Below are 14,316 nucleotides of genomic sequence, written 5' to 3'. Positions count from 1 at the left end.
ACAGACCGTTGGCCTAGCCGTGGGGCCAGCCCGCCCCTCCTCATTCCGCCGCCGCTCGATGCTCATCACCGCCAACCAGCCCTTCGGGGAATGGAACAAGGTCTTCCCCGATCCTGCGATGACCTTGGCCGCCGTCGACCGCCTCGTGCACCACTCGACGATCTTCGAGCTCAACGTCGAGAGCTACCGCAGGCGCACGGCCATGCAGCGCAAGCAGCACGGACCAGGACGCCCCGCAAGCTTCGCCACCCCGAGGAATGTCGGCATCCCAGCAGCGCGCGACAAACAAACCGCCGATTGACCTTGCCAGCGTCAATCAACGCCGGCATCATCCCTCGGCCGCGACAGTTCTTCTCATCTTGTTTGTCGCGCGCCTATCACCCAGATCGTCGCGCCATACGGGGCAGCATTCCCCGAACGTCGGCTGCCGGCTAATTGAGCCGCCGACGAATCTCGGGTTGTGGCCGCCTGCGGCCGGCCGATTGCGGCGGAGATGCGCCCGTTGCGGCTATATGCAACGCGGTAAAGCAGCCGTTCAACTAGGCACCTTGGGTGCCTCCTACGCCCCATCGAAGAAGCAGAATGGACAGCGGAAACGCGGTCACATGCTCAGACTGAGAGCGACATCCAGATAAGCGCGAGAGACCGTGTGCGCTTGCTGGCGCAGCAGGAACGGATGTGCTTCCTACGAGCTACATTCCCGAGCAAGGCCCCCCCTGCACGTGGTCCTTTTTGCCGGTCCAATACAGGTCTTCATCCACGACATCGGTGCATTTGCGGCAAACGTCCGGCCCTCTCGCTATTCGCTCTATTTCATTGAGCGCGACGCTACAAGACTGGTCGGAAAAGACCGTGCGGACACAATCGCCGCCCGTAGGCATCCTCGTCCTCTTACTCGCACATTGAAACTGAGCAACGATGTAGTAAGGCTTCGGAGGAGGTCCGAAATCTGGAACGGATTTGTTTGGCGTTACCTCCCCCTTGTCAGAGCATGCCTGCGGTCGTCCCCAACACGGCGGAAGAAGCTCGCCTGGACTATGCAATTGGACCCGCAACTTCTTCGGCCATCGGAGTTTCTTGGCTTCTACTGGTTCGGACACGAGGAGCATGCCGGCCACCACCATGCAGGTCAGCAAGGGAAGCGCGTGTTGCATCGCAAAGCTCCTCTATGACAGTAACGGCTTCGAGTCCCAAGGCTTATGTTGCCCAAGCACATTGGACCCCTTATTTGGGTAGCCGTGAAGAGCTCCTTCGCCGCTACGCCAAATGCGCTTGTAGCCGTGGCAGCTCGCGCGAGATTCGCCGGCCGCCGAAACTTGAGTGCATCGGGCCCACTGCTCATCTTCTTATCGCCTTGGCGCTGGTCGTCACACTTTTGAGACGCACGCTATCGCGTGTAGGACCTTCGCTACAGAATCCGAGATGCCGCTTTAAAGTTCGGGCGGTGTTTTTCGTCGAGGAGAAGGCAATGTTCCGAAAGCTGTTTCGCTTGATGATTCCTGGCGGGCTCATATTGGGCGCAACTCTCGTGATGAGTAGCTCGGCGTTCTGTGAAAACTGCAGCGGCTCGTGCAAGGGCCATCGCGATTGCGGTATGAGTGGAAAATGCTACTGCGCGGATGGGACCTGCAAATCATCAAGCATGTAGGCAAGACCTCTCTGACAACCTTCACCGAGGGCCGGTGCCCCGCAGGCGCCGCTATCCAGGGCGCTATAGGGGCCTCCCTGCGGCGATGCGGCGGTGGGCCGACTGGCCTTCTAGCCTTCCATGCAACTTGGCGCACGATGACTTGGTCCAATCGACCTTGCTGCACGGGCGTCAGCGGCGCATGCTCGCACCTCCGAGATTTCTTGGCGCATGTGTCGTTTGTGAAGATCGGCGCCAAGGGCATCCTGATCGAGGGCGTCGAGGTTGTGCTCCGCGGCATGGGCATCAAGAACATCAAGGCGGACTACTACCCACAGGCGTGGTGGTGTGTGCCGCGTCTGGTTCGGCGCGCGCCCCGCCCTGCTGGTCACCGGATTGAGGCCAAGTTTGAAGAACCGTGAAGCGATCAGCATCAAGCCCATCGTCCACGCCGGGGTTACCGAATGAGTTCACGATGCCCGCGAATGTCCGCTTCGCAGCGGTGAGCTGCGTCGAGCCGAACGACCAGTTACCGATCAAGCTGTCGTGGGGCAACGAGGCGAGGCTTGATTCGCTCTTGGGCGCAATCCTGCCACAGCTCCCGGCAACCGCTCCTCTGGGCGCCTTGCTGTCGTCGGCCTGCGCGAACTGAACGCCCGTCCATGGCGGTCTGCTGCCTGTCGACTGCGGCGGCACTGCGCCCATTGCTGCCGCACAGCCCCTGAGCAGCCGTTCGACGTCCTGAGCCCTGAGGACCGCTTCGAGCTCGATTGAGGAAGTAGGTCTCGGGGTTCGACCGGAGGCCTACTGCAGACTGGATGGCACAGGAGAACAGTGCTTTCCGCAAAGCGGCAGCTCCCTGACCCCCACCAACGCATCTGGCACCGGCAGACCGGCTCAGATCGAGGGGCCGCATGGTCCGCTGTCGCTTCGACTTGCGATACGCTCGCCTCACTCACTCACTTGCCTGCGTTCCGCTGCGCTGTGATCGTCGAACAAGTCCATTCCTTCTTTACGTATGCCCGAGACGCTCAAGTACCTTTCCGGATCTCTAATGCTGGAGAACCGGCCGTTCCACATTCAGGCTGCAGCAGGGATTAGGAATGCACTGAAAGAGACGCACGGTTATCTTGCTTACAAGCTGACTACTTTAGGCAGAGCATCGGACGACGAGGTGCCGTCGTTTCTTATTGTCACTCAAGAACTTGGAATACTGCTGCTCGACATTATCGAGGAGCGTGTGGAAGAAACGGTTCCTTCTGACGAGTTGATATATTGGAAAGTCGACCCCGGCCCGTCCATCGTTAGCCGAGATCTAATCCTAGAAATATACGAAGACGAGGTAGAGAGTCGTTTAAAGAATGACTTATCTCTATACGATCGCAAGACTAAGCGCCCGAAAATTCCGGTCGCGAGCGTAGTGGTATTCTGCAGAAATACCTCCGCCGAAATTGAGCAAATCGTTGATCTTGACTCAAGTAGATGTTCGGCCATTACCATTGACGATCTAGGTACTTGGCTAGCGGAGAAAACTGCTGTTCCGGCTTACGCTGGGACCGAGGAGTCGGTTGGAAGAATTCTGTCTTTGCTTGAGGGTACGTTCGTCTATGAAACGAAACGCGGTCCGTTGCACGATGAACCGTTGATCACTGTCAATGACTACATCCAGCGATCACTTCAAACAACGTTTCAACAGGATGATGCTCAGCGACTAGCTTCGCTGCAATTGCCTCCGGGCCCTCAGAGAATTCGTGGGCTTGCAGGAACTGGAAAAACGATCGTTCTATCGATTAAGGCCGCAATAACCCACAAGCGATTTCCTCAATATAAGATTCTTTATCTCTTCAACACGCAGAGCCTCTACCAACATGTTCAGGGGTTGATCGCCAAATATTACACTTTAGAAGCAAAAAGAACCCCTGATTTCGATGATCACCTGCATGTCTTTCACGCTTGGGGTGGTCGCCAGCGGCCAGGACTTTATTCCACGCTTTGCCAGAAATACGGGCTCCGACCGTTGACCCTATCGGACGTCAGAGGTGCGAGCGACTCCTTGGCCTTCATCTACAAAGATTTGCTGTCAAAGGCCAAAAAGGCAATTAAGGCCGAATACGACTTGGTGCTAATCGATGAGGCTCAGGATTTCCCTAAAGAGGTTTTTGAAGTGGCCTATCTTCTTGCAAAAGGGGTTGGGGCGGATAAGCGCATCATCTGGGCGTATGATGAATTTCAGTCGCTTCGCGATACACAGATCAAGGAGCCGGATGAACTTTTTGGAGTCAACGCAAAGGGCGAACCGAACTTGCCGAAAGCGATTCTAAGCGGTGCCTATGCAGGCGGAATACCGAAGGATTTTGTCCTTCCAAATTGTTATCGTACGCCGCGCCCTGTCTTGATGACCGCCCACGGAGTGGCGATGGGTTTGTATTCGGGTAAGCCAACAGAGATGTTTTATTATCCCGACGAATGGGGTGCTATCGGCTACAAAGTTAACCAACCGCGCAAGCTAAGTATTGCAGCAGGCGACCATGTAGAAATTGAACGCCCTGACGAGAACAGTAAGAATCTTCTGGAGAGCTTGCTTCGTGGTAACGGCAAGTCAGCACGCCATCTTGTTCAAATAGAAGAGTGCGCGGACGCCGACGATCAATTGGCCTTCGTCGCCAATAAGATTCAAGAATTGATTAGTGAGCAAGGGGTTGCACCTGAAGAAATAATTGCAATCAATCTTCGGTCGGGAAACAATAAGGAGGAAATGCTTCAGATTCAACGAAGTCTGACAGGCGTAGGGGTTAAGTCAGTGTTGCCTGGTTACGTTGAAAGCTCGGATATTTTCAAGCCGAAGGGATTCGTGACAATTACGACGCCCTTTAGAGCCAAAGGAAATGAGGCGAACATTGTTTTCGTCCTCAATGCGCAAAGTGTTGCAAGCGATTTCACGCTGCGGATGCGAAATGCTTTTTTTGTTGCCGTCACTCGGTCCCGGGGCTGGTGCTATATCAGCGGCTACGGGAAAGGTATCCCGAGGCTTGCAGAAGAGATTGACGGACTTAAGAAAGATTTGCCGCTTTTTCGCTTCGTCTGCCCCGACCCTTCTGAGGTTCAAAGTAGCAAGTCATTTTTACAGAAATCAGATAAGGAGCTCGACGAGATTGCTAAGCTGTTGGAATTGTACGACAAGAATCCCGAAATCCGTAGATTGATACAAGAGCGTGAGCGGGGAGGGGGTGAATGAATTTCGCTCGAACATGCCAAGGACTCGGCAGCGCGAGATCGTACTTCTCAAGAAACAGTCTGACGCAAGTTGACAATATTGCAATTAATACGCAATTACGAGAGATTTCTTGGGCTGGTTATCAAGCCGGCATAATAAGAAACACAGCTTATCCGATCGAGTATCAGTTCTTGCTTGACAACCATCAGTACTCAATTCTGCTAAAGGATGGTTCGTTCTTTCAGTTTTACTTCTCCTTTGAAGCCGACGAGCTTAATTCGGCAAGGCTCGCTTTTTATCCAAGGCCGTTGCCGCTCAAGGACGACCCATCTTCGTTGAGCCAAGCAGCCGAGGAGGCGCTTGATCGGGGTGACGAGGAGATTCTGCAATATCTGCTGAATTGGGTTGAATTGATGGAGTTAGAGGGGAGGCTGATGCCATCAAATACCTCGCACGTTCGTTTTGACTACGACCGCGACGTCGAGGCACACTGCAAATCGCACCTGCAACTGGGAGCGATACAAGATCTCAGAATTCCCGCGAATTTTTTTCCGCAGCCGCTGGCCTTTATTCAGTTGTGTCAAAACCTAATTTATGGCTCGCTGCCACTTCCTTCTGTCGGCCTCGGATTTGAGAGAAATCATCTGTTTGCCCTAGAGCGGCCAGATTTCCTAATTACGCTTGGCTGTCAATGACTGAGGAGACCGCAGCGCGGCAGTATGCAGTCTTTCGCATCTACCGAAGAGCGGGCGTTTTGCATGCCTGGCGAGGCAGGTGAACTGCCAGGTTTTCGTCTTCGGGCCTGATGCGATGCCCGACGGCACCTACGCAGGCGCGTCGGCAGCATTCACGGCGAGCTGTTCAACAGGGCATAGGAGATGGCCGATCCCAATACGGCCCGGTCAGAACTCTGCCGAGAGGTCTTCAAGACGTTCATTCAAGTGCAAGCCGCCAAGAGGCTCATCGCACTGGGCGGTTCCACGCCAAACATGAAACGCGTCCGGCGGCGCCGTGAAGTGCCCCCTCGGTGAGCGGAGGGCCGATCGGCCTGGATCATTCACTTCGATCTCTTGTTTGCACAAAGCGCGCGCGCGGCGACTCGCTGCCGAACTGCTCTATTCATCGAAGGACTGCAAAAAGAGTTCTGAGCGGCCATCGGAACGTGGCTTGAGGAAAGACCGCTCACGCTGCGCTCCGCCCGGCCCAGTCCAACGTCAGCAGATGGTCGAATTCTGCCTCTGGTCGGGTCGCACGAGCCGGAATCGGCTGCGCGCGCTCGCAACGAAAAAGAGCGCCGACCTCGCGGAGGGGTCCGATTGTCGTTGGGGAGTGAGAAACCCCCTGTAGGTTCGCCCATTCGAGCCATGGAGGGAAAACTCCGCGCCCATGCCATTGTCGCGCTCGAAGCTATTGATGCTGCGTTGCGTCTGGGCCGCGTTGTAGACATCAGGCGTGATGATGCTGTCGAGCAGGCGCTGAAACTCGCTGTCGGTCAGGCTGACCCGATTGAGCGCCTCGAACTTGCGCGGAAGTTGGCTTCGAGCGCAGAGCGGTTGCGGATGTCTGGCACGGCGCGAAGGTCCATGGCCGGCAAGGCGAAGATACGTTTCGCGCATTGCATCGGTTCTCGGAAAGGGAAATAATCGCCCCGCAAATGAACGCCATCTTCTACATTCCGGCGACGGACCACCGGCCGGCCTCACAGAGGCCCGGCCATGTATTGCGCCCTTAGCCAGATCATCCTGAGCACGCGTCACCGTCCGCCGCCTGGCGCACGCGATCGGCGCGACCCCTCCCCTACTCCCGGCAACGGACCACCGGCCGGCCCCGAATCGATCGGGGCTGGAGCGGTGTATGTCCGGCGCTGACATCACCGCGGCGCTTCTCGCCCCGTCGCGCCGAGAGCTGCGCGACATCGACGAGTTCACCACCCAGTTCGCGCAGCCTGCCGCGCCGGCCGAGGTCGAGGTCATCAAGTCCGCGAGCGGCAAGCGCGAAGGCCGCTATCGCTACGTCATCAGCACCGACCAGGTCGACCTCATGGGCGACATCGTCGTGCAGGAGGGTCTGAAGGCCGTCGCCGATCGCATCCCCGCCCAGGTCGACCACAGCGGCAAGATCCGCGACCAGATCGGCTACTGGACCGACATCGAGCTCAAGGGCCACAAGACCTTCGCCACGCTCAACCTGTTCCCGGAAGGCCTGTCGCGAAACGCGGACCTCGTGCGCGCGATGCACGAGGCCGACATGCCCATGGCCTCTTCGATCGGCTTCGTGCCCGACATGACGGAAGGCGGGTTCGAATACATCCGCGACGAGAAAAACGAATTCATCACCGGATACCGGTTCCTTCGTTCGCTGCTGGTCGAGACGAGTGTCGTCGTCGTGCCGGCAAACCCGGGCGCGCTGTCGCTGCGCTCGGCGGAGTTCGCAAAGCGCCTGGGCATGGACGCGGATCGCGTCGGCCAGCGCCTGCGCAGTTTTGTCACGGCCGACGCATCGCAGCAGCTGCTGCGCGGGGTGCGGGTGCATGACCTGACGGTCCGAGGCGCAGCCGCGCTGCAGAGGGCCACCGCATGTCTGGAAAGGGGGGCCGTCAAATGACCCTCTCCGAAAAGATTGCGGCCATGAAGGCCGCGCTGCTGGAAAAGAAGAATGCCCTGCAGGCCGTCCAAGACAAGATGGCGGCGCTCACCGTGGACGAGTCGCTCAGCGATGACGAGGACGCCGCGGCCGAGGAATTGAGCCAGAGCATCAACAAGCTCATCGACGACATCGAGAAGGCCGAGCGCCACCAGCTCACGCTCGCGCGCAATGCGCGTCCGGCCAGCGGCACCAACGGCGGCGCGTCCACCGAGGACACCATCGCCAGCCTGCGTGGCGGCGGTGGGCAGCTGGCCACCCTCGCCGCGCCAGGCGTGGCCACGCGCGGCGGCGGCATCGTCACGCGCAAACCCAACATCAACCTGTTCGTTCGCTCGGCCATCGCTGCGTTCGAGTCGCACCATACGCACTACCCGGTGCAGGAGATCATCCAAGCGCGCTGGCCGGGCCAGCAGGACCTCCTGGAAGTCTCGCGCCTCATCACGGGCTACCGGCTCAAGGGCGTGCAGAACCCTGCCATGACCGACGTGCCCGAATGGGCCGGCGCTCTGGTGCGCGAGACGCTCGCCGCCTTCATGGATCTGCTGCAGCCCGAGTCGGTGATCCCGCGCCTGGGCCTCGCACCGCTGGACTTCGGCGGCTCGGCGATCATCAAGGTGCCGTACCGCCTGCCCACTGCAACGGGCGGCAATGATCTCTCAGGCGCATTCCGCAAGGAAGGCGACCCGATCCGCATCGGCGCCGCGCGCATGGGCACCAAGTCGCTGCGCTCCTACAGCATGGGCGTCATCGGCACCTTCACCATGGAGATGCTGGAGGCCAGCCTGCTCAACTTCGAGCAAGCCGTGCAGCGCTGGATGGTGGAGGACACCGCCAAGGTGCTGGACACCGTGTTCCTCGACGACCGGCCCGAGGTTGCCGACACGCGACCGGCCGGGCTGCGCTACGGCCTGGATGCGGGCGACATCCATGCATCGAGCGGTGTCGATCCGGCGCAGGTGCAGCAGGACCTGCGCGATGCCATCTCCGCCATGACCGACGCACTCATCGGGCGCCGGCCCGTGTGGCTGATGCACCCCAATCGCGCCACGGGCCTGAGCACGATGTGGAACAGCGTGGGGCTGCCGGCGTTTCCATCGATGGAAGCCAACGGCACGCTGATGGGCTATCCGGTCATCAGCTCGATCACGGTACCGAAAGACCTCGTGTTCCTGATCGACACGGCCGAGATCGCCTTCGCGGGCGGAACGCCGCGCTTCGACTACAGCACCGAGGCCTCGATCGTCGAGCAGGACGGCCTGCCCATCACGGATGGCGTGCAGTCAGAGGTCGAAACCTTGGATGCGGGCACGCCGGCTCGAAGCCTCTGGCAGACCAATAGCGGCGGCATCCGTGCCCTGTGGAACGTGAGCTGGGCGCGCATGCGCGACCACTCGGTGCAAGTGATCACCGGGGCAGCCTGGTAAGTCTCCGCCTCGACGCGAAGCACAGGGGGGCCGGCATCCCGTCTCGGGGGGCCGGCCCCTCTTTGATTGAAGGAGTACAGGACATGGCCACGAGAACGAAAACTGCAGCGAAGACCCAAGCGGCAGGCGCGGCTGCGGCAGCCGCCGCCCCGGTGCGCAGGAACTTCGCCATCTGGCAGTTCGATGGACTGCCGCTGCCGAAGCTGGGCCTGCGCATGGTGACGAAGGAGGAAGGCGAAGCACTCATCGCAGAGGGCGTGGCGGTCAAGGCCGATGGGCGCACGAAGTACCCGTTCCGAGCCGGTACCGAGCCAACCGGGTTCCCCAGGCCACCAGCACCGCCGCCTGCGCCTGCGGCACCGGCCGCACCACCAGTCGAGGAAACGGACGCCGCGCCTGCGCCGGCGCCGTTCGAGGGCTGAAGCCATGAAGCTGCGCGAGCTGGTGCCGAGCCTGATGCCGCGCCTGGCCCATGCCGTCAAGGGGTTCTTTTCGACCGAAGGGTCGTGGCGCGGACCGTTCATGGCCATCGGGGAACTCGGCGGCAGCTTCCGGGTCGAGCCCACCGGCGACGGCTGGCAGCGAAACCTCGAAGTGCCCACCTTCGGCGTGCGGCGCATCCCGGCCGCCTATGCGGCCGTGATGGCGAACGCCGCCGCCGTTGCGCAGTGCTGGCCGCGGCACCTGCGCGAGACCGGAGCCGCGGCCGAGTTCGCGCGCGTGACCACGAGCCCGGCCTTTCGCATCTTCCGCAAGCCCAACGCCTACGAGACATGGCCCGTCTTCATGCTCAACCTGGTGGCGGCCATGCAGTTCGACGGCACCGGCTATGCGATTGCACTGCGCGATGACAAGGGCGCGATCACATCGCTGCACCGCGTGCCAACCGGAGGCGCCGCGCCTTTCATCAGCCCCGTCGACGGCTCGGTCTACTACAGCATCGGGCACAACGAGCTGACTCCGGACTTCACGGGCAGCATCGAGGGCCTGGCTTACGTGGTGGCAGCGCGCGATGTCATGGCGCTGCGCCAGTACTGCCCGCGCCATCCGCTGCGGGGCGAGTCGCCGGCCACCGCGGCGGCGCTGGCCATGGGCATCAACGTGGCGCTGTCGCGCTCGCAGGCCGTGTTCTTCTCGCGCATGTCTCGCCCTTCGGGCGTGCTGGTGTCCGATCAGCAGCTCACTGCGGTACAGATCACGCGCGCGCGGGAGAACTGGGAAAGCCAGGCCACGCTCCTCGCACAGGGGGGCGTTCCGGTGCTGGGCAACGGCATGAAGTGGATCCCCATGACCATCACCAGCGAGGACTCACAGCTCATCGAGGCACAGCGCTTGAGCATCGAGGACATCGCGCGGGTCTACCGCGTGCCGCTGCCGGTCATCGGCGACCTCACGCACGCCACCCTCACTAACGTCGAATCGCTGATCAGCTTCTGGCTCTCGACGGGCCTGGGGTCGCTCCTCGAACTGGTGGAGCGCGCCTTCGACGAGATGTTCGGTTTCGACAACGTGACGGAGTACTGCGACTTCGACACCACGGCGCTGCTGCGCACGGACTTCGCAGGGCGCATCGAGGCGCTGTGCAAGGGCATTCAGGGCGGCCTGTACAAGCCCGACGAGGCGCGTGCGCGCGAAGGGCTCGGACGCGTGCCCGGTGGCGACACGGTCTACGTGCAGCAGCAGATGGTGCCACTGGGCACGACGGGCCAGTCCACGACCCCCATCGCCGCCCCGCCCTCCCCCGCCGAGCCGGCCGCCAATGACGGCCCCGGGGACGGCCAGGGCGGGCCCGTGGAGCTCTCGCTGGCCGTCGGCGAGACCATGAGTTCAGAGCAGGTTGCACGCGCCTTGATGAAGCGCTTGGGCGTGCGGGAGCCGCAGTCATGAATGCGCAGGACGTGGACCGCATCGCGCAGGTGATCGAGCTCGCGCTGGCCGACCAGCGCCAGACGCTGGAGGCGCTCATCGAGCTGCGACGGGCTGAATGCATGGACGCCGCACAGGCCAGCGAGGTCGCGCGCGAGCAGGTGAGCGCCGCCGAGGATCGGCTGCGCGAGTTTCTCCAGCGCAGCACCACCGATGCCGCGCTCGCCATGCAACAGGCCGCGGCCGCCGAGCTCGCGCGCAGCCAGGACCTGCTGATGCGCCGTATGCAGACGGCCGAGGCCTTGGATGCCGAGGTGCGCAATCTGTGCGCGCAGTTGCAGCAGGCGAGCCCGAAGTCGGATGCGGTCGAGATCCACGAGCAAGTGACCGCGGCCGAGGACCGGCTGCGCGACCTGGTCGAGGACCGCACGGTGGACGCGGTGAGCACGATGCGGCAGGCGGCCGCCGCCGAGGTCGCGCGCAGCCAGGATCTCCTGTTGCGCCGCCTGCAGATGGTGGACGACCTGGCAGCCGAGGTGCGCGCGCTGCACGTGCAACTCCAGCAGGCGAGCCCGAAGTCGGATGCCACCGAGATCCACGAGCAGGTGACGGCCGCCGAGGACCGGTTGCGCGAGCTGGTCGAGCACCGCACGGTGGACGCGGTGAGCACGATGCGGCAGGCCGCCGCCGCCGAGGTCGCGCGAAGCCATGACCTTCTCTTGCGTCGCCTGCAGATGGTGGACGACCTGGCTAGCGAGGTGCGAGGGCTGCACGCGCAGTTGCAGCAAGCGAGCTCCAAGTCGGATGCCGCCGAGATCCGCGAGCAAGTGACGGCGGCCGAGGACCGGTTGCGCGAACTGGTCAAGGACCGTACGGGGGACGCGGTGAGCACGATGCGGCAGGCGGCCGCCGCCGAGGTGGCGCGCAGCCAGGATCTTCTGTTGCGCCGTCTGCAGATGGTGGACGACCTGGCAGCCGAGGTGCGCGCGCTGCACGTGCAATTGCAGCAGGCGAGCCCCAAGGCAGATGCGGCCGAGATCCGCGAGCAAGTGTCGGCGGCCGAGGACCGGCTGTGCCAGCTGGTGAAGGAGGCGGCCGCCCGCGAGCTCGCCGGCAGCCAGGATCTTCTCTTGCGCCGCCTGCAGGCGGCGGACGACCTGGCAGCCGAGGTGCGCGCGCTGCACGCGCAGTTGCTGGACGCGAAGCCGCGCTCGGCCTACGACATCGCGCGGGCCGAAGGCTTTGACGGCAGCCAGGCCGAGTGGCTTGCGAGCCTGAAGGCCGAGGCGCCTGCAGCGCACGAGGTGGCCGAGGCGCTGATGCTCACGCACGCGGGCGCGCTCGAAGGGCGGCCCGGTACCGAGGGCAAGGACGGCACAAACGGCAAGGATGGCCAGGACGGCGCCGGCATCGACACCCCGGCATGGGCGCCGGGCATCCACCGCGAAGGCGCGCTGGTGCAGGCCTACATGGGCCAGTTCTATCGGGCGCTGCGCGACACAACTGACGAGCCCTACGGCAGCCGCGACTGGCAGCGCGTGGGCACCCTGGGCCTGCACCTGGCCAAGCCCTACGCCGAGGGCGCCCAGTACGCGCTGGGCGATCTCGTCATGCACGACTTCAGCACCTTCGTGATCGATGCGAGCGGCGAGCTGCACCTGTTCGCTGCGCGCGGACCCGCCGGCGAGAAGGGGCGCGACGGCAAGGGCCGCGACGGCACCAACGGCAAGGACGGCAACAACGGTCGCGACGGCTACGGTATCGAGGACATGCAGCTCAAGGGCGGCATGCTCGCGGTGCTAGCGCGCAACGCCTCGGGCCAGCTACAGGACTTCGCCGTCGATCTGGTTCCGATGCTCGAAACGCTGGGCGAGGCCATCGAACAGCGCCTGATCGCGCGCTTCACGCGCGCCCCTACCACCCCACCGCAAGGAGACGGTCATGCTCTCTGACGCGATTCTCGTGCTGGCCGAAGTGTTCTTCGTGCTGGCCTGCATTCCCGCGGTTAAGCAGCCGTTCAACTTCATGGCTGTCGGTCTCGCGCTCGCGGATCTTTCCCTCGTCATCGCCAACTGGGGAGCGGTCTTCAAATGAGCTGGGATCTCGACACCGCCAGGAAGCGCCTGGGCATCGAGGGCGGCGAACAGGACGAGGTCATCGAGTCCGCGATGAACTTCGCGCTCGCCGTGGCCGAAAGCTACTGCGACCGTCGCTTTCTCAAGCAGGAAGACAGGCAGGAGTTCACGCTGCCGTGCGGGCCGAACCTGCTCGTGCGTCGCTATCCCCTCGTCTCGCTCGAAACCATCGAGCCGATCGATCCGCAGCCCGACCCGCCGCCCGAGCCCTATGACGTTTCGGCGGCCTGGCGCATGGACAAGAAGCGCGGCATCGTCTTCGTCGTCGGAGCGCCGCCATGGGTTGCAGGAGGGGTGGACGCCGCGGCGCCGAGCCCGTTCTACGGCCGCGAGAGCGCCGGCTTCGTGCTGAACTACACCGGCGGCTATGACCCGTTGCCCGCAGATCTCGAACAGGCGCTGTGGCTGGTCTTCGACGCCGTCTGGTTCGCGACGCCCGGATGGGGAGCGGACGCCGGGTCGCAAGCCGGCGCGGGCGCAGGCGGTGCCGTCAAGTCCTTCAACATCGACGGCATGGCGCTGGCCTTCGACACGGGTAGCGGCGACAAGGCCGCGAGCCAGGCCGGCGGCGATGTGGGCTCCTTCGGGCCGTTCCTGCCGCTGTCGGCCACGTCGCTGCTGCACCCCTACCGGGCAGAGACGGTCATCGGGATCGGATGATGACAAGCCGCGCCGCCACCGCCGCGATCCAGTCGCTGCATGTGTCCATTCGCATGCTGGGGGTGAGCGGCCAGCTCGTGCGCGCTTCCGATCCCGACGCGTCGCCGCTGCCGCTGCGGTTCCTCCGCACGCACCCGCAACGACGCGACGAGCAGATCGTCAACGCCTTCGGCATCAACGCGCTGATCCTGACCCTGCCGCCGATCGCGGAGCTCCTGGCCAAGCCGCCCGCCAAGTACGACCTGGTGCTCGTGGGCACGCCCGAGCAGCCCACCTATGCGCTGGACACCGTGCTCGCGCGCATGCTCGACGACACCGTCATCGCATTCACGGCCTATGTGCGAGGGCGCACGGTATGAGCAGCCTGTACGTGCGCACGAAGGTACGCGACTGGTGCGCGGGCCTCACGCTGCCGTTCTACGACACCGTCAACGTCAATCAGCCCGATCCGCCTCACCCGGCCTGGCTCACGGTGCAGTTCGTCACCGCGAGCAACTCGCAGCTCGACTTCTGCAATGGCATGTGGGAGCGCGGCACCTTCGATCTCATCGTGCTCACGAAGGGCAACACGAGCGACGTGGTGCTCGCGCAGGCCGAAGCTGACCTCAAGACGTTCATGGCGCAGCGCGACCGCCGGCTGGCCCTGATCACCGCCAGTCCCTTCGAGGACTTCTTTCAACCCGCTGTGGCGCGCTGGTTCACCTTGAGCTCGGCCGTCGATTACCAGTTCATGCACCACTAAAG

14 protein-coding genes and 1 pseudogene are annotated in these 14,316 nt (G+C 62.6%); 14 read left to right on the top strand and 1 reads right to left on the bottom strand.

The features are described 5' to 3' along the window. Window positions 1-43: 43 nt before the first annotated feature. From VAR608DRAFT_RS23980 to VAR608DRAFT_RS23965, 5 genes and pseudogenes are all read left to right on the top strand, one after another. Window positions 44-301: pseudogene (locus VAR608DRAFT_RS23980) on the top strand (ATP-binding protein); the annotation flags it as partial. 1,550 nt (window positions 302-1,851) lie between these two features. Continuing rightward, window positions 1,852-2,049: a hypothetical protein gene (locus VAR608DRAFT_RS23975; protein WP_088956341.1), complete on the top strand. Its 198-nt coding sequence runs from the start codon at window positions 1,852-1,854 to the stop codon at window positions 2,047-2,049. Window positions 2,050-2,102: 53 nt separating this feature from the next. After that, complete coding sequence (locus VAR608DRAFT_RS37205) at window positions 2,103-2,279, top strand: hypothetical protein (RefSeq protein WP_157731097.1); 177 nt, start codon at window positions 2,103-2,105, stop codon at window positions 2,277-2,279. A 402-nt stretch (window positions 2,280-2,681) separates the two neighbouring features. Further along, window positions 2,682-4,862 (top strand): DEAD/DEAH box helicase, encoded by a 2,181-nt coding sequence (locus tag VAR608DRAFT_RS23970; protein WP_157731096.1) that lies wholly within the window; start codon window positions 2,682-2,684, stop codon window positions 4,860-4,862. After that, window positions 4,859-5,536 carry a DUF2290 domain-containing protein gene (locus VAR608DRAFT_RS23965; protein WP_088956339.1) on the top strand — a complete coding sequence of 226 codons (678 nt, stop codon included), beginning with the start codon at window positions 4,859-4,861 and terminating at the stop codon, window positions 5,534-5,536. Before VAR608DRAFT_RS23970 ends, VAR608DRAFT_RS23965 begins: the two co-directional genes overlap by 4 nt. Window positions 5,537-6,055: 519 nt before the next feature. Here the strand turns inward: VAR608DRAFT_RS23965 and VAR608DRAFT_RS38585 are convergent. Then, entirely contained in the window at window positions 6,056-6,457 is a 402-nt protein-coding gene (locus VAR608DRAFT_RS38585) for a hypothetical protein (RefSeq protein ID WP_231972941.1), read from the bottom strand. 238 nt (window positions 6,458-6,695) lie between these two features. Here VAR608DRAFT_RS38585 and VAR608DRAFT_RS23950 point away from each other — a divergent pair, with 238 nt between their 5' ends. From VAR608DRAFT_RS23950 to VAR608DRAFT_RS23915, 9 genes are all read left to right on the top strand, one after another. Further along, on the top strand, window positions 6,696-7,445 hold the full coding sequence (locus VAR608DRAFT_RS23950; RefSeq protein ID WP_088956337.1) for a hypothetical protein: 750 nt from the start codon (window positions 6,696-6,698) through the stop codon (window positions 7,443-7,445). Then, window positions 7,442-8,911, top strand: coding sequence for a phage major capsid protein (locus VAR608DRAFT_RS23945; protein ID WP_157731095.1), 1,470 nt, complete (start codon window positions 7,442-7,444; stop codon window positions 8,909-8,911). The genes VAR608DRAFT_RS23950 and VAR608DRAFT_RS23945 overlap by 4 nt, the downstream gene beginning before the upstream one ends. Before the next feature lie 83 nt (window positions 8,912-8,994). Further along, on the top strand, window positions 8,995-9,333 hold the full coding sequence (locus tag VAR608DRAFT_RS23940) for a hypothetical protein (RefSeq protein ID WP_088956335.1): 339 nt from the start codon (window positions 8,995-8,997) through the stop codon (window positions 9,331-9,333). Between the two features lie 4 nt (window positions 9,334-9,337). Continuing rightward, on the top strand, window positions 9,338-10,798 hold the full coding sequence (locus VAR608DRAFT_RS23935) for a phage portal protein (protein WP_088956334.1): 1,461 nt from the start codon (window positions 9,338-9,340) through the stop codon (window positions 10,796-10,798). Beyond that, a complete protein-coding gene (locus VAR608DRAFT_RS23930) occupies window positions 10,795-12,729 on the top strand; it encodes a hypothetical protein (RefSeq protein ID WP_088956333.1) in 1,935 nt (644 codons plus the stop codon). Before VAR608DRAFT_RS23935 ends, VAR608DRAFT_RS23930 begins: the two co-directional genes overlap by 4 nt. Then, window positions 12,719-12,871, top strand: coding sequence for a hypothetical protein (locus VAR608DRAFT_RS37200; protein WP_157731094.1), 153 nt, complete (start codon window positions 12,719-12,721; stop codon window positions 12,869-12,871). The genes VAR608DRAFT_RS23930 and VAR608DRAFT_RS37200 overlap by 11 nt, the downstream gene beginning before the upstream one ends. Further along, entirely contained in the window at window positions 12,868-13,572 is a 705-nt protein-coding gene (locus tag VAR608DRAFT_RS23925; RefSeq protein ID WP_088956332.1) for a phage gp6-like head-tail connector protein, read from the top strand. The genes VAR608DRAFT_RS37200 and VAR608DRAFT_RS23925 overlap by 4 nt, the downstream gene beginning before the upstream one ends. Next, complete coding sequence (locus tag VAR608DRAFT_RS23920; protein ID WP_088956331.1) at window positions 13,572-13,931, top strand: hypothetical protein; 360 nt, start codon at window positions 13,572-13,574, stop codon at window positions 13,929-13,931. Before VAR608DRAFT_RS23925 ends, VAR608DRAFT_RS23920 begins: the two co-directional genes overlap by 1 nt. Then, window positions 13,928-14,314 carry a hypothetical protein gene (locus VAR608DRAFT_RS23915; protein WP_088956330.1) on the top strand — a complete coding sequence of 129 codons (387 nt, stop codon included), beginning with the start codon at window positions 13,928-13,930 and terminating at the stop codon, window positions 14,312-14,314. The genes VAR608DRAFT_RS23920 and VAR608DRAFT_RS23915 overlap by 4 nt, the downstream gene beginning before the upstream one ends. The last annotated feature ends 2 nt before the right edge of the window (window positions 14,315-14,316 follow it).

The organism is Variovorax sp. HW608 (genome assembly GCF_900090195.1).
Lineage (GTDB): Bacteria > Pseudomonadota > Gammaproteobacteria > Burkholderiales > Burkholderiaceae_C > Variovorax.
Note: the sequence above shows the minus strand (reverse complement) of the source record. Positions and strands in the feature narration are given on the sequence as shown.